Annotated in this window: 19 protein-coding genes; 8 read left to right on the top strand and 11 right to left on the bottom strand. The window is 47.0% G+C overall.

Annotated features, from left to right (window positions below):
* Positions 1–2 precede the first annotated feature (2 nt).
* The 7 genes from ICN20_RS02445 to ICN20_RS02475 form a co-directional block, all read right to left on the bottom strand.
* Entirely contained in the window at positions 3–716 is a 714-nt protein-coding gene (locus tag ICN20_RS02445) for an ABC transporter ATP-binding protein (RefSeq protein ID WP_216237951.1), read from the bottom strand.
* Positions 716–1,489: an ABC transporter ATP-binding protein gene (locus ICN20_RS02450; RefSeq protein WP_216237952.1), complete on the bottom strand. Its 774-nt coding sequence runs from the start codon at positions 1,487–1,489 to the stop codon at positions 716–718. Before ICN20_RS02450 ends, ICN20_RS02445 begins: the two co-directional genes overlap by 1 nt.
* Positions 1,486–2,568: a branched-chain amino acid ABC transporter permease gene (locus ICN20_RS02455; protein ID WP_370624550.1), complete on the bottom strand. Its 1,083-nt coding sequence runs from the start codon at positions 2,566–2,568 to the stop codon at positions 1,486–1,488. The genes ICN20_RS02450 and ICN20_RS02455 overlap by 4 nt, the downstream gene beginning before the upstream one ends.
* Before the next feature lies 1 nt (position 2,569).
* Positions 2,570–3,505 carry a branched-chain amino acid ABC transporter permease gene (locus ICN20_RS02460; protein ID WP_216237954.1) on the bottom strand — a complete coding sequence of 312 codons (936 nt, stop codon included), beginning with the start codon at positions 3,503–3,505 and terminating at the stop codon, positions 2,570–2,572.
* A gap of 76 nt (positions 3,506–3,581) precedes the next feature.
* Positions 3,582–4,760, bottom strand: coding sequence for a branched-chain amino acid ABC transporter substrate-binding protein (locus tag ICN20_RS02465; RefSeq protein ID WP_216237955.1), 1,179 nt, complete (start codon positions 4,758–4,760; stop codon positions 3,582–3,584).
* A 29-nt stretch (positions 4,761–4,789) separates the two neighbouring features.
* Positions 4,790–5,731: a 4-hydroxy-3-methylbut-2-enyl diphosphate reductase gene (ispH, locus tag ICN20_RS02470; RefSeq protein WP_216237956.1), complete on the bottom strand. Its 942-nt coding sequence runs from the start codon at positions 5,729–5,731 to the stop codon at positions 4,790–4,792.
* A 3-nt stretch (positions 5,732–5,734) separates the two neighbouring features.
* Positions 5,735–6,181 (bottom strand): peptidylprolyl isomerase, encoded by a 447-nt coding sequence (locus ICN20_RS02475; protein ID WP_216153245.1) that lies wholly within the window; start codon positions 6,179–6,181, stop codon positions 5,735–5,737.
* A gap of 3 nt (positions 6,182–6,184) precedes the next feature.
* Here ICN20_RS02475 and radC point away from each other — a divergent pair, with 3 nt between their 5' ends.
* From radC to rpmG, 3 genes are all read left to right on the top strand, one after another.
* Positions 6,185–6,907, top strand: coding sequence for a DNA repair protein RadC (gene radC, locus ICN20_RS02480; RefSeq protein WP_216237957.1), 723 nt, complete (start codon positions 6,185–6,187; stop codon positions 6,905–6,907).
* Positions 6,908–7,051: 144 nt separating this feature from the next.
* A complete protein-coding gene (gene rpmB, locus ICN20_RS02485) occupies positions 7,052–7,285 on the top strand; it encodes a 50S ribosomal protein L28 (protein WP_011903570.1) in 234 nt (77 codons plus the stop codon).
* 11 nt (positions 7,286–7,296) lie between these two features.
* Positions 7,297–7,464, top strand: coding sequence for a 50S ribosomal protein L33 (gene rpmG / locus ICN20_RS02490; protein WP_015421876.1), 168 nt, complete (start codon positions 7,297–7,299; stop codon positions 7,462–7,464).
* A gap of 77 nt (positions 7,465–7,541) precedes the next feature.
* Here the strand turns inward: rpmG and ICN20_RS02495 are convergent, their stop codons facing one another.
* The 3 genes from ICN20_RS02495 to purN are packed head-to-tail and all read right to left on the bottom strand — an operon-like array spanning position 7,542 to position 10,949.
* Positions 7,542–8,735 carry an acyl-CoA desaturase gene (locus ICN20_RS02495; RefSeq protein ID WP_216237958.1) on the bottom strand — a complete coding sequence of 398 codons (1,194 nt, stop codon included), beginning with the start codon at positions 8,733–8,735 and terminating at the stop codon, positions 7,542–7,544.
* A gap of 28 nt (positions 8,736–8,763) precedes the next feature.
* A complete protein-coding gene (locus ICN20_RS02500; protein WP_216237959.1) occupies positions 8,764–10,323 on the bottom strand; it encodes an RsmB/NOP family class I SAM-dependent RNA methyltransferase in 1,560 nt (519 codons plus the stop codon).
* Positions 10,320–10,949, bottom strand: coding sequence for a phosphoribosylglycinamide formyltransferase (gene purN, locus ICN20_RS02505; protein ID WP_216237960.1), 630 nt, complete (start codon positions 10,947–10,949; stop codon positions 10,320–10,322). The genes ICN20_RS02500 and purN overlap by 4 nt, the downstream gene beginning before the upstream one ends.
* Positions 10,950–10,988: 39 nt before the next feature.
* Between purN and ICN20_RS02510 the strand changes: the two genes are divergently transcribed.
* The 5 genes from ICN20_RS02510 to dut are packed head-to-tail and all read left to right on the top strand — an operon-like array spanning position 10,989 to position 16,987.
* Positions 10,989–11,939, top strand: a complete 951-nt coding sequence (locus tag ICN20_RS02510) for a bifunctional riboflavin kinase/FAD synthetase (RefSeq protein WP_216237961.1) — start codon at positions 10,989–10,991, stop codon at positions 11,937–11,939.
* Positions 11,914–14,793 (top strand): isoleucine--tRNA ligase, encoded by a 2,880-nt coding sequence (ileS, locus tag ICN20_RS02515; RefSeq protein ID WP_370624551.1) that lies wholly within the window; start codon positions 11,914–11,916, stop codon positions 14,791–14,793. The genes ICN20_RS02510 and ileS overlap by 26 nt, the downstream gene beginning before the upstream one ends.
* A gap of 11 nt (positions 14,794–14,804) precedes the next feature.
* Positions 14,805–15,296, top strand: coding sequence for a signal peptidase II (lspA, locus tag ICN20_RS02520; RefSeq protein ID WP_216237963.1), 492 nt, complete (start codon positions 14,805–14,807; stop codon positions 15,294–15,296).
* A gap of 9 nt (positions 15,297–15,305) precedes the next feature.
* Complete coding sequence (gene coaBC / locus ICN20_RS02525) at positions 15,306–16,517, top strand: bifunctional phosphopantothenoylcysteine decarboxylase/phosphopantothenate--cysteine ligase CoaBC (protein ID WP_216237964.1); 1,212 nt, start codon at positions 15,306–15,308, stop codon at positions 16,515–16,517.
* Between the two features lie 20 nt (positions 16,518–16,537).
* Positions 16,538–16,987, top strand: coding sequence for a dUTP diphosphatase (gene dut / locus ICN20_RS02530; protein ID WP_216237965.1), 450 nt, complete (start codon positions 16,538–16,540; stop codon positions 16,985–16,987).
* Between the two features lie 67 nt (positions 16,988–17,054).
* Here the strand turns inward: dut and ICN20_RS02535 are convergent, their stop codons facing one another.
* Positions 17,055–17,288, bottom strand: a complete 234-nt coding sequence (locus tag ICN20_RS02535) for a hypothetical protein (protein ID WP_216237966.1) — start codon at positions 17,286–17,288, stop codon at positions 17,055–17,057.
* Between the last annotated feature and the right edge of the window lie 23 nt (positions 17,289–17,311).

Here is a 17,311-nt window from a genome sequence, read left to right on the forward strand (position 1 = left end):
GTCTACTCACCTAAGTAGGCTGCACGCACTCGAGAGTCTTCTAATAACGCTTTGCCGGACCCGCTCAGCGTTATTAAGCCACTTTCCATGACGTAAGCTCGGTCAGCCATCTGTAGTGCTAGGCGCGCATTCTGCTCCACCAGCAAAATAGTCATACCACTTCCCGACAGACTTCGAATCACATCAAAGATGGTCTCTACCATGATCGGTGAGAGCCCCATGGAGGGCTCATCCAACAGCAATAACTTAGGCTGGGCCATCATCGCCCTGCCCATGGCAACCATTTGCTGCTCACCACCCGAAAGAGTCCCAGCTAGCTGAGATAAACGCTCTTTTAATCTTGGGAAATAGGAATACACCTCTTCAAGCTTGCGCTCGATCTCCTTAGCATCCGACTTCAGGTAAGCGCCCATTTGAAGGTTTTCCAGAATAGTCATCCGCTTAAAGACGCCGCGGCCCTCCGGAACCATGCCCAATCCTAAGCGCACCAATTCATAGGCCGGCAACTTTTTAGTTGCATGATTTGCAAAATTAATTTCACCGGCAGATGGTGTCAGCAAGCCTGCAATCGCTTTCAAGCTCGAACTCTTACCAGCACCATTAGCACCAATCAATGCAACGAGCTCGCCATGATTCACATGCAAATCAATTCCTTTGACGGCATTAATTCCGCCATAAGAAACCTTGAGATCCTTGACGGTTAATAGGGCGCTCATTAAACGGCTCCCTGGCCAAGATAGGCTCTGATGACTTCTGGATGAACGCGCACATCTGCAGGCTTCCCTGCGGCAATGACTTTGCCGTAATCTAAAACCGTCAGGCTATCGCAAATTCCCATTACCAAACTCACATCGTGCTCAATGAGCAAGATCGTTTTACCGTCAGCTCGGATACGCAATAACAATTCACGAAGCTCTAATTTCTCAGTAGCATTCATGCCGGCAGCTGGCTCATCTAGCGCCAAGAGCTTTGGCTCTGTAGCTAGGGCCCTGGCTATTTCAAGGCGACGCTGGTGCCCATATGAAAGGTTGCGCGCCTCCATCTGGGCAAACTCACTCAGGCCAACATAAGTCAATAACTGCATTGCCTTATCTCGTATCGCTCGCTCTTCACGTCTTGTAGACGGAAAGCGGAAGATTGCACCCAGTAGTCCCGCCTTAGTTCGGCAGTGACAACCCACCATCACATTTTCAAGAACAGACATTTCACCAAAGAGACGAATATTTTGAAATGTTCTCGCCAAACCAGATTTAGTCACTTCAGACACTGACTCTGGAAAATAGGATTTGCCATCAAACAAAAAGATGCCAGAATCTGCGGGATATAGACCGGTGATGACATTAAAGAAAGTAGTTTTACCGGCACCATTGGGACCAATCAAGCCAACAATTGCTCCTTGTGGCACTTGTAAACCAACAGAATCTAGCGCCTGTACGCCACCGAAGCGCTTAGAAACATCCGTCACATCTAAAAGTAATGGAGTAGTCATCGGCCACCTCCACGCTTTTGCCAAATACCACCTGGGCGATATAGCATGATCAAAATCAAAGCGAGGCCATAAATTAATTGACGGATGATCTCCACGTCGACAATGACATGGCCAAATAGAAATTGCTGAACTGGTTGAGCAATCCCACGCAAGACTTCTGGAAATACTGCCAAAAGAACAGCGCCTAAAATTACTCCCGGAATGTGGCCAATCCCGCCCAGAACCACCATGGCTAGGACCACGATCGACTCCCAAAGGGTAAATGATTCCGGGGAAACAAAGCCCTGAAAGGCAGAAAATAGTACGCCCGCTACTCCAGCGAATGAAGCGCCGATTGCAAAGGCAAGTAATTTCATATTGCGGGTATTGATACCCATGGCTTTAGCTGCAATCTCATCTTCACGAATTGCAATCCAAGCGCGCCCAATGCGTGAGTCCTGTAAATGCAAACAAACGATCGCTACCGTAATCGCCAATAATAGGAATAAATAAAACACCAAATACAAACCCGGAATTTGAATGAAGCCTAAATCTAAAGGCTTTGTAAATGAAATACCAAATAGGTGAATAGGATCTATTCCAGAAATTCCTTTGGGGCCGTTGGTGAGATTTAAGGGGCGATCTAAGTTATTCATGAAGATACGAATAATTTCACCGAAACCTAAAGTGACAATTGCCAAATAATCACCGCGTAACTGGAGTGTTGGTAAGCCCAAGATCAAACCAAATAAGGCGGCCAAAATAATCGAGAACACCGCAACCAACCAAGGGGAAAAATGCATTCCCTCTGGGAACGTGGCTGCAATCGTTTCAAAATGTGTTGGTAAATGTGGGGAAGCCAATAATGCGTAGCTATATGCGCCCAGGGCATAAAAGGCGATGTAACCTAAATCTAAAAGACCTGCAAAACCCACAACCACATTCAAGCCCAGGGCAAGAACGATATAAAGCAAAGCAAAATCGAGCACCCGCACCCAATAGTTACCGCCACCAGCACCAACGATCCAAGGCAAAAGAACTAAAGCAATCAGTCCAAGCCATAGGTAGGTAGAACGACTCAGTCGATTGGCGAAAAAAATCTTAGGCACGATCCGAAACTTTCTCACCTAACAAACCTGTGGGCCGCAAAACCAATACCAAGATCAAAACCAGAAATGCAAAGATATCTTGATAGTTTGAGCCAAAGACTCCACCAGTAAGCTCACCGATATATCCAGCGCCCAAAGATTCAATCAAACCTAAAAGCAATCCTCCTAACATCGCACCCTGTAAATTTCCGATACCTCCAAGGACGGCGGCAGTGAACGCTTTGAGACCAGGAATAAAGCCCATATAAAAATGGACATTGCCATAGTTGCTCGCAATCATGACGCCCGCTAAACCTGCCAGAGCCCCACCCAACATAAAAGTAATGGAGATCACACGATTTGGATTAACGCCCATCAACGCAGCAATTTGAGTTTGCTCAGCAGTAGCCCGCATCGCTCTGCCAAGTTTTGTTTTTTCCACCAAGAACAGTAAGCCTGACATCACTGCCAATGCCACCACAATGATCACAATTTCTTTACCGGTAATGGTGGCACCACTTCCCCACAAATCAATTGGAGCAGCAGGCAACAACTGAGGATAGGTCATAGGATTGCGTGACCAAATCATCATTGCAATCGTTTGCAGCAAAATAGACATGCCGATAGCCGATATCAACGGCGCTAAACGCGGCGCATTTCGTAAGGGGCGATAAGCAATTCTCTCGATCCAATAACTTAATCCAGCACAAACTGCCATAGTCACTGGTAATACGATCAAAAGCGTCAGCCAACCTGGTAAATCACTAGTTAAATTCAGAATCAAGCGCAATAGAGACAACGAAACCATTGCACCAATCATCAATACTTCGCCATGTGCGAAGTTAATAATGCCCAACACGCCATAAACCATGGTGTAGCCCAACGCGATCAAGGCATAGATGCTGCCAAGCACTAAGCCGTTAATGATCTGTTGAAGAAGGATATCCATGGGGGTCGAGAATTTATTGAATCTTAATAAAAAAAATAGCACCGCATAAGCGGCGCTATTTTTGATTGAAGGATCATTACATCTTAATCACTTCAAGGACTGTTTTCTTTTTATCTTTGAAGTCATACAAGGTAATCACGCCCTCTTTCATATCGCCTTTGTTATCAAAAGCAATATTACCGATCAAGCCCTGCATTTTTGTATCAGGCATAGCAGCCAAAATCTTTGCAGGATCGGTTGAATTTGCGCGCTTCATAGAATCCACCAAGACATAGACAGCATCATAGGTGAAAGGTGCGTAAATCTGTACATCAGAGTTAAAGCGTTCTTTATAACGCTTCTGGAAGTCAGCTCCTTGAGCCATCTTTGATAAAGCCATGCCCGCTTCGGAGCAAGTCACATTGACCACAGCCTCACCCGCCAACTCAGCAAGCTTTTCTGTACACATACCATCACCACCAACTACCTTCGCCTTAATACCCAACTCAGCCGCTTGCTTGGTTAATGGACCACCGGTAGCATCCATACCGCCATACATGATGACATCGGGTTTGCTACCTTTAATCTTCGTCAAGATGGCCTTGAAATCAGTAGCCTTGTTATTGCTCGCCTCACGAGTCACCACTTTCACGCCAGCGGCTTTTACTGTTTTTTCAAACTCATCAGCCAAACCTTTGCCGTACTGGGTAGAGTCATCAATGATGGCTACAGTCTTTGCTTTCAAATTATTAACAACGTAGTTAGCAAGCGCTGGACCTTGTTGAGCATCCGTCGCCACTAAGCGATAGGTCGTTTTAAAGCCTTGCTTGGTGTAGTCAGGGTTAGTTGCAGATGGAGAAACTTGAGTAATACCTGCATCGCTATAAATACGTGATGCCGGAATGCTGGTTCCAGAATTGAGGTGGCCGACTACTCCGACTACTTTGGCATCCACTAATTTTTGCGCAACTTGCGTAGCCGTCTTTGGATCTTCAGCATCATCCTCAGGAACCAAAGTCAGAACTACTTTTTTTCCATCAATTGTTAAGCCCGCTTTATTGATCTCTTCTAGCGCGAGTCGGGCACCGTTCTCATTGTCCTTGCCCAAGTGGGCAATAGGTCCTGTGAGGGGAGCAACGTGGCCAATCTTTACCTCAACGCCATCAACCGGGGCTGTAGCAGACTTATCGCCGCCTTTGCCACAAGCAGTCAGCAGCAAAGCCGCGGCCGCCAAAGCAAGGGCGCTGCTTGTAAAAGTAATGTGTGATTTGATCATGTATAGCTCCTCTGTTATGAATGGATACTTCAATCAACTAAATTTTTAGGTAACGAAAAGGTAACGTCCTCAACTACACCCTCAAGAGGACGCACGCTTCTTGGTCCAAACTCTTGTATGCGGCTGACAATAGACTGAGCCAAACTTTCTGGAGCAGATGCTCCCGCAGTTAAGCCAACCCGTTTTTTACCAACAAACCATTCTGGTTTGAGTTGGTCGGGGGCATCCACCATGTAAGAAGGGACGCCAAGCTTTTCAGAAAGTTCACGCAGGCGATTGGAGTTTGAGCTCGTCGCACTTCCCACCACAATTACCACCTCAACCTGAGGCGCCATGAATTTCACAGCATCTTGACGATTCTGAGTGGCATAACAAATATCTTGTTTTCGAGGCTGAACAATATTGGGAAACTTTTTGGTTAGCGCTTCTACGATTTCTTTAGTCTCATCTACTGAAAGTGTTGTCTGGGTAACAAATGCAATTTTTTCATCGGCTGGAAACGTCAAAGAGTCCACATCACCGAGCTTCTCAATCAAGAAAATGCCTTCTTTGACCTGCCCCATAGTGCCTTCAACCTCAGGGTGTCCTTCATGACCAATCATCAACACCGTAAAGCCATCTTTGCACATCTTCACCACCTCAAGATGAACCTTAGTTACCAATGGGCAAGTGGCGTCATATACCTGAAGCCCTCTAGCTTCTGCATCCTTGCGAACTTCCTGAGAAACGCCGTGCGCACTATATACCACGATGCCGCCCTTAGGAACTTCATGCAATTCATCTACGAATACTGCGCCTTTATCACGCAACTCGTTCACAACATAGACGTTGTGAACAATTTCATGACGTACATATATGGGTGCGCCAAAACGATTGAGTGCCTCATTAACAATATTGATCGCACGATCTACGCCTGCGCAAAAACCACGCGGCTGAGCCATCAAAATTTCTGGGTTATTGAAATCACTCATGGTTTACAAAATCGCCACAATCTCTGCTTCAAAGCTGATTGGTCTTCCTGCCAGGGGATGGTTAAAGTCAAACCAAGCCCCCTCTTCATTAATCGATTGCAATACACCTGCGTATTGAGCGCCACCCGGCGCATTGAATTCAATCACATCACCTGGATTAAATTCCACGTCGTCATCACGACCTTCTTTAAGCGCCTTCAGAGATACCCACTGAACTAAATCCTCTTTGCGCTCGCCAAAACTTTCTTCAGGCGCAAGCAGCGCACTTTTTTTCTCACCAACACCTAGGCCCAATAAGACATTTTCAAAACAAGGAGCAAATTGTCCAGACCCCATCAAAACCGTCGCAGGGCGATCAATAAAAGTGTTGATGTAATCCTCCCCGCTGGGCAAAGTGAGCCGGTAGTTGAGAGTCAAAAAGGAATTAGGCAAAACGGTAAGCTTAGTCATAAGGTGATTGTATCTAGGCCTGCGCTAGCTGTGCACTCCCCAATTACAGGTTGGCCCAAAAATGAGCAGCCCCGAGAAAAGCTGCGCTTAAATGGCGCCGCGTCTCTTTCTGATGCTGAGCTACTTGCCATCTTTTTGCGGGTCGGGGTAAAGGGTAAAAGTGCTGTTGCCCTAGCCAAAGATCTACTGCACCATTTCGGAAGCTTGCCCCGCCTTCTGGCTAGCTCTCCTGAAGAATTTACCCGAATACACGGTATGGGGCTCTCCAAATGGTCTCAAATTCAAGCGGCATATGAACTTGTGAAGCGAAGCTTAGAAGATGGCCTTAGCCAAGACCCCATCTTTTCATCGCCAAACCACGTTAGAGAGTTCTTGCAGGCCAAAATTGGACGCCTTCCCCATGAGGTATTCCTATGCCTCTATCTGGACTCACGCCTGCATTTGATCGAATGTGACGAGCTTTTTAGGGGTTCCATCACCCAAACAGCCATCTACCCCCGAGAAATCCTCAAAGAGGCCCTTGCCAAAAATGCCAGCGCCCTGATCGTGGCTCATAACCACCCTAGCGGCAATCCATTACCCAGCAATGCAGACCAAGAACTTACAAAACTACTGGCAAACGCCTTACAACTGGTAGATATTCAGCTGCTGGATCATTGCATTGTGAGTGGCAGTGGTTTTTTCTCTTTTTCAGACTCTGGCCTTATGGGCAATATCAATAAATGATAGTAATTACTAACTTATTGACCCAAATGACACCCTGTCACATGGTTTATTTTCAATTCCCTCTCACGAAAGCTATTTAGGGCTAGCCCAAAATGGGCTGGGACTGATACAATCTTCTTTTTTCGCAATTAATGGAGTTATGTCATGGCAAAAGTTTGCCAAGTCACTGGGAAGAAGCCGATGGTTGGCAACAATGTATCCCATGCAAACAATAAAACGAAGCGTCGCTTTTTGCCGAATTTGCAAAACCGTCGTTTCTGGGTTGAATCTGAAAACCGTTGGATTAGCTTGCGCTTAACCAATGCTGGTTTGCGCGTTATCGACAAGAACGGCATCGATGCTGTGTTGTCTGATCTACGTGCACGTGGCGAAATTTAAGGAGCGCACAAATGGCTAAAGGCGGCAGAGAAAAAATCAAGTTAGAGTCATCAGCAGGTACTGGTCACTTCTACACAACTTCAAAAAACAAGCGTACAAAGCCTGAGAAAATGGAGATCATGAAGTTTGATCCAACTATTCGCAAGCACGTTGCTTATAAAGAAACAAAGCTGAAGTAACGCATTCATTTAATACTGACTTTCAGCAAATAAAAAACCCGCTACATCAGCGGGTTTTTTATTGTCTAGAAATTAATTTAAGCGTAACGACGTAGACGCAAAGAGAACTCACGCAGACTTGATAAGCCACTTTCTTCTGCATGTTGACACCATGTGTGCAACTGAGAAAGTAATTGCTCTTTGGTGGCGCTAGAGCGACCCCAAATAGCCTGCAGATCACGGCGCATCTCAATCATCTTGCGAAGCTGCGCATTGCTAGCCATGAGCTCTTCTAGCTTTGCTTTCTCTTCTACACTCAGGCGTGACTCATCTTTAGCCAGCCAAGTGCGGGCATCGCCTAAATGCGCTGCCAAGACTTGCATGTGCTGCACTTCATTATTGAAGAAGCGGCGTAATGTCTTGCTGTAACGCGCCATGATTTCATAGCGATTGGCGATGATAGCTTCAAGAGTGTTTTGATCGGCCGGACGCAAGTCACTTAGTACTGGCTTAGGTGGAGTCTTCTTCACAGTAGCCAAACCAACTGCACTCATCATCTGGATATACATCCAGCCAATATCAAACTCGTACCATTTGTTAGATAGCTTCGCACTGGTTGCGAAAGTGTGATGATTGTTATGCAACTCTTCGCCACCAATCAAAATACCCCAAGGCACAATATTTCTGGAGGCATCTTCACAGTCAAAGCTGCGATAACCCCAATAGTGGCCTATACCGTTAATCACGCCAGCAGCAGTAATTGGGATCCACAGCATTTGCACTGCCCAAACAGTTAACCCAACTGCCCCAAATAAAAACACATCAATGATGAGCATGATGGCAACACCCTGCCAAGAGAATTTGGAATAGATGTTGTGCTCAACCCAGTCATCTGGCGTGCCATGTCCAAACTTGTCTAAGGTCTCTTGGTTGGCGGCTTCTTTTTTATAAAGCTCAGCACCGCGAGAGAGAACGGTATTAATTCCTAAAACCTGTGGACTATGCGGATCGTCGACTGTCTCACATTTGGCATGATGCTTGCGATGAATCGCAGCCCATTCTTTGGTGACCATGCCTGTAGTTAGCCAAAGCCAAAAACGGAAAAAATGAGAAACGATAGGATGCAGCTCTAGGGCACGATGCGCTTGGCAACGATGCAAGTAAATAGTGACTGCTGCAATCGTGATGTGAGTGACTATCAGAGTGAAAACGATAATCTGCCACCAAGACCAATCCAAATATCCATTCGCAAGCCAATGGAGAAGCAAATCAAAACCTGAAGCTGTGTTCAAAAGGGAGTCCCTAAAGATGTCTAAAAGCTTATTTTAGATCTTTAGGGGCCTTCTTGTTTTTGACCTTAGTCTCTTTTTCATCGCCTATTTCAGACTTGGGAACTGGAGCAGCAGCTTTCTTCTGGAATACCGCCCCAAAGAAGCCGTCGGTTCCATGAATATGTGGCCATAACTGCCACCAAGGATTGTCGAGGCTGCATCCTAAGGGTAATTTTTCCTTTGGAAACAATGGCTTAAGAACTTCTGCGGCTGGAACAACCTCAAATTGCGGGTGATTTGCCAAAAATTCCTCGGCAATTGCCTGATTTTCCTGAGGCAATAGGCTACAAGTGGCATAAACCAAGCGTCCGCCTGGCTTTAACAGACGGGCTGCGGAGGCCAAGATGCTTCTTTGCTTTTGGTTAAGCTCCAACACCCCTTCTGGGGTCTGGCGCCACTTCAAGTCTGGATTGCGGCGCAAAGTACCCATTCCACTACAAGGGGCGTCTACCAGGACACGATCAATCTTGCCGGCCAAGCGCTTGATCTTGGCGTCGTTCTCACTGTCAATCCACACCGGATGAACGTTTGAAAGGCCGCTACGAGCCTGCCGTGGCTTCAAATTGGCTAAGCGACGCTCTGATGTATCTAAAGCATACAAACGTCCTGTGGAGCGCATGATCGCTCCAATTGCCAAAGTCTTACCGCCGGCACCAGCGCAAAAGTCTACGACCATCTCGCCGCGCTTAGGTGCGAGCAAGTAAGCCAAGAGTTGACTACCTTCATCTTGCACCTCAAACATACCCGCTTTAAAGCCTGCAGTATTTTGTAAAGCTGGCTTACCCATGATGCGCACACCATCAGGCGCGTATGGCGTTGGGATTGCTTGATAGCGACCACCCAATGCATTCATTTGCGCGAGTAATTCTTCGCGATTGGTTTTCATAGTGTTCGCACGCAAATCTAAAAGCGCTGGATGCATTAAAGATTTAGCAAGCTCTTCACGATTATCTTCACCGGGATACGTACCAAATGCATCCCACAACCACTCTGGCAAATTGTTACGCACAAGCGGATTTAATGCAGCTGGATCTACCGTTGCAAAACGTTGCAACCATTCGTATTCACCCGTCTTCAGTACATGCGCTAAATCAGCAATTGCGCTCTCTGCACGATTAGCAGAACCTAACCCACCTTCAGACAGAGCAGACAGCAAACCCAATAGGGCTAGGCGTCTAGCCTGAGAGCCTTCCCCGCTAGAAGCGAATTGGGAGAACTCATTTTTACGACGCAAAATGGCGAACGCACTCTCAGCAATCAAAGCACGATCGCGATTTCCAAGTTGTTTCTCTTCCCTGAAATAACGACTAACTACTCGATCAGCTGGCTGCTCAAAACTAAGCAATTCAGGAAGTAAACGCTCAAGATGAATCGCATGTTGTGGCAATGCTTTCGCATTAGAGAAATTCTTTTGACCTTCTGGTGCAATTAAATTACCGCTAGCATTGCGACGCTCGGGACGACGCAACGGATCTTTCGATTTCGTTGCGTAACTTTTGTGGGGGGCTAATCTGCTACCAGATCTGCGGGGTGGACGTTCTGCACTCATAATTTAAAAAATTGCGACTCCGGGGGTTGTAACTTCACTTGATTACCATCTATGCGCAATCGTCCATCAAGGAACCATTTTACGGCCCGCGGGTAAATTTGATGTTCAGCAGACAAAACACGGGCGGCTAGGGTGTCAGCATCGTCACTTTCTAGTACTGGAACCGAAGCCTGGCAAATAATCGGACCCTCATCCACACCCTCGTTCACGAAGTGAACAGTGGCGCCATGCTCCTTCACCCCAGCTTCCAAAGCCCGTTCATGGGTGTGTAAGCCAGGAAAGGCAGGCAATAAGGCGGGATGAATATTGATCAATCGCCCCTCAAAATGACGGATAAATCCTGGGGTCAGAATTCTCATAAAGCCCGCAAGAACCACTAAATCAGCCCCTAAGGCATCAATCTGCGCAATTAAGGCGGCATCAAAGGACTCGCGGGTCGCGTGCGCCTTATGCTCAATAGCAAAGGCCGGAATACCCTGCGAGCGAGCAAAATCAAGGCCCTTAGCCGCAGAGTGATTCGCTATGACCCCCGCAAAGGTGACTGGCCATTGCTCTTTTTGAGCTGTTTTGACGATGGCCTCGAAATTAGATCCGCGGCCGGAGATTAAGGTGACGATAGAAGGCATGCCCACAATATAATTGATGGCTACCCTGAAAGCGATTTTGTGAACGTATTCCGTGGCCCCACCCAGTTTTCTGCAGGACCAGCTTGTGCCCTAACTATCGGCAATTTCGATGGCGTGCACAGGGGTCATCGCGCCCTGCTCAAAGAACTCGTTGATGGCGCCAAGGAGCGAGGCCTAGTCAGTTGCGTAATGACCTTTGAGCCGCACCCAAAAGAATTCTTTGCTCCTGAACAAGCGCCGCCCCGCATTTTAAATCTGCGCGATAAATTAGCCGCTCTTTCCAACCTCGGAATTGATCGTGTTGTTGTTGAACACTTCAACTCCGCTTTTGCGAAACTTTCTCCCGAAGAATTTGTTTCAGAAATTATCGTGAAGAGACTGAACGCAAAATGGATCTTGATTGGCGATGACTTTTGCTATGGTGCAAAACGTGCCGGTAACTTTTCCAGCCTCAAAGCTGCCGGCGAAAAGTATGACTTTGAGGTGTCGAGCATCCAAACCATCCAAGAAAAAGGTGAGCGTATCTCGAGCTCCGCATTGCGAACTGCACTTGCAAATGGAGACATGGCACAAGCTGAAAAATTATTAGGTCGTCCTTACGGAATTTCTGGTCATGTTATTCATGGTCAAAAACTGGGCCGTCAGCTTGGCTTTCCTACTTTGAACTTAGCGGTTGCCAATCACCTACATCATCGCAAACCAGCAACAACCGGAATCTTTACGGCACAGGTTTTAGGGCTTGGAGATAAGCCGCTCCCAGCAGTTGCAAGCCTAGGCGTCAGACCAACAGTAGAAGACGAAGGTAGAGTATTGCTTGAAACCCACATCTTTGATTACAACGCAGATGTTTACGGCAAAATCATTACCGTAGAACTATTAGAAAAAATACGTGACGAGGCGAAGTACTCGGACCTCGAAACCCTTACACAAGCGATTGCAGCAGATGCAGCGCATGCCAGAAATTATTTCCAGAAAAAAGCTTATGTCTGAAAAAGAAAACTCTTATCCCGTTAATCTACTAGATACCTCTTTCCCAATGAGAGGAGATTTAGCCAAGCGTGAGCCTCAGTGGGTTTCCGGATGGCAAAAAAATAAGCTCTACGAAAAGATTCGTGCAGCCCATGCCAATCAGCCAAAGTTCATCTTGCATGATGGCCCCCCATATGCAAACGGCGACATTCACATTGGTCATGCGGTCAATAAGATTCTGAAAGACATGATCATCAAGTCACGCTGGCTCATGGGCTTTGACTCTGTTTATGTGCCTGGCTGGGATTGCCACGGCATGCCAATTGAAATTCAGATTGAAAAAGAATTCGGTAAAAATTTACCAACTGCTGAAGTGCAATCTAAAGCACGTGCTTATGCTCACGTCCAAGTCGAGAAGCAAAAGAAAGATTTTGAGCGTTTAGGCGTATTGGGCGACTGGAGCAACCCTTACCTCACCATGAATTTCCGCAACGAGGCAGATGAAATCCGCGCCCTTGGAAAGATCTGGGAAAAAGGTTACGTCTTCCGCGGCTTAAAGCCCGTGAACTGGTGTTTTGATTGCGGCTCTGCACTTGCTGAAGCTGAAGTTGAGTACCAAGATAAAACAGATCCAACCGTTGATGTTGGTTTTGCATTTGATGATGCGCAGCGTCCACAGTTAGCCAAAGCATTCGGGCTTGCAGAACTGCCAAACAAGCCAGGTCAAATTGTTATTTGGACAACAACCCCTTGGACTATTCCTGCTAACCAGGCGATGAATGTCCACCCAGAACTCACATATGCATTAGTTGATGTTGGCGATAAATTATTAATCCTCGCAAAAGATCGAGTTGATACTTGTCTAGAAGATTACGGTCTTGAAGGTAAAGTGATTGCAACCTGCACTGGCAGCCAGCTTGCGAATATTTCCTTCTGGCACCCCTTGGCTTCATTACACGAAGGCTATAAGCGCCTTTCTCCTATCTACCCGGCCGAGTACGTCACACTCGATACTGGCACAGGCGTTGTTCACTCTGCGCCCGCTTATGGCGAGGAAGACTTTAAGTCCTGCAAAGCCAACAAGCTTGCTGATAAAGACATTCTGAATCCAGTGATGGGTAATGGTGTGTATGCATCATGGTTACCACTCTTCGCCAACGAATACATCTGGAAAGCAAACCCAAAGATCGTTGAGGCCATGCGCGAAGCAGGCAGTCTCCTGCGCGATAAAACGTATACCCATTCTTATATGCATTGCTGGCGCCATAAGTCGCCCATCATTTACCGCGCCACATCACAGTGGTTTGCGAGCATGGATAAGAAGCCATCTGATAAAAAAGCCAGCTTACGTGAGACTGCGTTAGCGGGCATCGATAGTACTGAGTTCTTCCCAGCATGGGGCAAACAACGCTTAAGCAGCATGATCGCCAACCGTCCTGATTGGACCTTGTCACGTCAGCGTCAATGGGGTGTCCCAATGGCTTTCTTTGTCCACAAAGAAAGTGGTGAACCACACCCGCGAACTGTTGAGCTGCTGGAAGAGATTGCTAAGCACGTAGAAAAAGAAGGTATCGAAGCTTGGCAAAAGTTAGAAGTTGCCGACCTACTGGGTGAAGAAGCTGCGCAATATGAAAAGAACCGTGACACCTTAGATGTTTGGTTTGACTCTGGCACAACGCACTGGCATGTCATTCGTGGTTCACACCGTGATGAGCTGTTTACTGCTGAAGCAGAAACTCCAAACGGTCGTTTAGCCGACTTATATCTCGAAGGCTCAGACCAACATCGCGGTTGGTTCCACTCCTCCTTGCTGACTGGCGCAATGCTCGATGGCAAACCGCCATATAAGGCGCTCCTTACCCACGGCTTTACTGTCGATGGCCAAGGTCGCAAGATGAGTAAGTCTGTAGGTAATGTGATTGCACCCCAACAAGTAGCAGACAAGCTGGGTGCTGAAATCATTCGTCTTTGGGTGGCTTCAACAGACTACTCTGGAGAAATGACGATCTCGGATGAGATTCTTAAACGCGTCACCGAGAGCTATCGTCGCATTCGCAATACCTTGCGCTTCTTGCTAGCTAACTTGTCGGATTTTGATCCCAGTCAGCACACTGTGCCTGCCGATCAGTGGCTAGAAATTGATCGCTATGCACTTGCTCTTGCTAACCAATTGCAGAAAGATGTTGAGGCGCACTATAAGACATATGAATTCCAGCCTGCAGTTGCTCGCATGCTGACCTTCTGCTCCGAGGATTTGGGCGGCTTCTACTTAGATATTCTCAAAGACCGCCTCTATACAAGTGCACCGGACTCACCAGATCGCCGTGCTGCACAGAACGCTTTATTCCATATCACCCGCAATCTCTTAAAGTGGCTCGCTCCATTCCTCTCCTTCACTGCAGAAGAAGCTTGGAAGGATTTCCCGCATGGCACAGGAACTAAGCCTGCGGAGTCTATCTTTATGGAAGAGTTTGGTGAGTTCCCACAAATTGCTCACGCTGACGAATTGCTCGCCAAATGGGATCGCATTCGTGAAATACGTTCTGAGGTGACTAAAGCAATTGAAGTTGAGCGTGCAGCAGGCAATGTAGGCTCATCGTTGCAAGCTGAATTGACGATCAAAGTGGGGGATATTGACTTTGCCATCTTGCATTCACTTGAAGATGATTTACGTTTTGTAACTATCACTTCTAGCGCCAATATTGAACTCAGTAGTGCAGGCTTGGAAGTTTTAGTTCGCGGCAGCCAATACAAAAAATGTGGTCGCTGCTGGCATCACACCAAAGACGTGGGAAGCAATGCTGATCACCCTGAATTATGTAGACGCTGTATCAGCAATCTATTTGGTGATGGTGATCATCGCCTCTTCGCTTAAGCGGTCACCACATGAAAAGTCTTGCTCTGCCTCGTTACCTAGCAATTGCTGTCATAGTCCTATTGCTAGATCAACTCAGCAAGTGGTCTGCGCTAAGCAATTTGCAAATGGGTGTGCCTGAACCAGTTCTTCCTTTCCTAAATTGGTTGCTTCTCTTTAATCCTGGTGCAGCATTTTCATTTCTGGCGCAAGGCTCTGGTTGGCAGCGCTGGTTCTTTACTATTCTTGGCCTAGCAGCATCCATCTACATTATTTGGCTTCTGTATAAAAGCCAAAGTGACAAGTTGCTCTGTATTGCTCTGAGCCTAATCTTGGGTGGTGCACTAGGGAATGTCTTAGATCGTGTGATGTATGGTGCCGTAGTCGACTTTATTGATGTGTATTACGGTAATTGGCATTGGCCTGCATTTAATGTTGCCGATAGCGCCATCTGCATTGGCGCCACCCTCATCATTTGGGGTGAATTACGCAAGTCATTTGGCAAATCTGCCCAATCCCATTAAGCTGGCGCCATGCAATCACTTTTAAATAAGAAGATCGTTCTCGGCATCTCTGGCGGCATTGCCGCCTACAAAGCCCCTGAGCTTGCTCGTCAACTGATGCAAGAAGGCGCATCAGTACAAGTCGTGATGACTGAGGCTGCGCAGCAGTTTGTGACTCCTGTAACCTTGCAGGCCCTCACTGGCAATCCAGTTTACTTAAGCCAATGGGATAGCACTATTCCAAACAACATGGCGCATATCGAGTTGTCTCGCTCTGCAGATGCGATTTTGATTGCGCCCGCAAGCGCTGATCTGATGGCCAAACTATCCCTGGGTTTAGCTGATGACCTGCTAACTACGCTTTGTCTTGCAAGAGACTGCCCTTTGTTACTCACCCCGGCAATGAATAAGCAGATGTGGGAGCATCCCGCCACACAAAGAAGTGCACAAAGACTGATTGACGATGGTGTTGCCCTCCTGGGTCCTGCTAGCGGCTTTCAAGCTTGTGGCGAAATAGGCATGGGCAGAATGCTTGAGCCCGCTGAAATCACAGAACAAGTCATCTCCTTCTTTCAGAAAAAATCTTTAGCTGGTAAAAAAGTATTAATTACTGCGGGCCCAACATTCGAAGCAATTGATCCAGTGCGCGGCATTACCAATCACAGCTCAGGAAAAATGGGTTTTGCTATTGCAAGGGCGGCTGTTGAAGCAGGGGCTCAAGTCTATTTAATTGCTGGGCCATGCGACCTTCCGACGCCTCTTGATGCCACTGGACAAATCGTCCGAACTAACGTGGTCAGCGCTAAAGAAATGCATGCAGCCACGCTCGGCGCTACTGACTGTGACATCTTCTTTGCAGTAGCTGCCGTTGCTGACTGGGGCATCGCCAAACCAGCAAAGGAAAAGATCAAGCGCCAAGGAAATCAAGCGCCAAACCTTGAGTTTGTTGCCAATCCAGACATTCTTCTCGATATTGCTAAAGCAGCAAAGACTAAAGCTGGTAAACCACATCCATACTGCGTAGGCTTTGCGGCTGAATCGACGGATCTAGAAAAGCATGCTGATGAGAAGCGTAAACGCAAAGGCATTCCAATGATCGTTGGCAATATTGGACCAGATACCTTTGGTAGCGATCTCAATCAATTGATCGTCATTGATTCTGCTGGCAGCAAAAAAATTGCTAAGGCAGAAAAACTGCAATTAGCACGTCAACTTATTGCGCTAGTTGCCAAGAAAATTTAAACCCTGTTTTAGGAAATATCATGCAATCACTCCAAGTCAAAATTCTCGATGAGCGTATGCGCGACCAGTTGCCAAGTTATGGCACCCCTGGAAGTGCCGGCCTAGATCTTCGTGCATGCATTGATGAAGCGATTGAGATTGCCCCCGGTCAAACTGTCTTGGTGCCTACTGGATTGGCGATCTACGTGGAAGATCCACGTTATGCTGCATTTATTCTGCCGCGCTCAGGCTTAGGTCATAAACATGGCATTGTTCTTGGTAACTTAGTTGGTTTAATTGACTCTGACTATCAAGGTCAATTGATGGTGAGTACCTGGAATCGTGGCTCCACGCCATTTAAGCTTGAGCCAATGGAGCGTTTGGCTCAATTGGTTGTGATGCCAGTACAACAAGTAGAGCTAAAAGTCGTTGAAGAGTTTACCGAAAGCAGTCGTGGTGCAGGTGGCTTTGGAAGTACTGGCAGAGCTTAAAGAAATTACTGATAGTTGCATATAGAAAAAGCCACCCGCAGGTGGCTTTTCTTTTAAGCATGACCGCTTACTTACGAATATGTGCTTTGCGAGCAGCATCTTGTGACATACCGGCACCAGCGCCTTCACGAGACTCTTTTTCAGCGGTAATTTCCTTACGACGCTCTTTGCATGAGCCAGCAATCTCTTGCAAAGCCTTGCGCGCACGAGCTGCTGAAGCTTTAACACCCTTACCCTGAAACTTTTCGTTCTCGGCTTTGTAAGTTTCAAAAGCTTCTAGTAATTTATCGTGATGGGACATATTTTCCTTTTTTGGTTTGTTTT

It is taken from the genome of Polynucleobacter sp. JS-Polo-80-F4, assembly GCF_018881965.1.
In the GTDB taxonomy this organism is placed as follows: Bacteria; Pseudomonadota; Gammaproteobacteria; order Burkholderiales; family Burkholderiaceae; genus Polynucleobacter.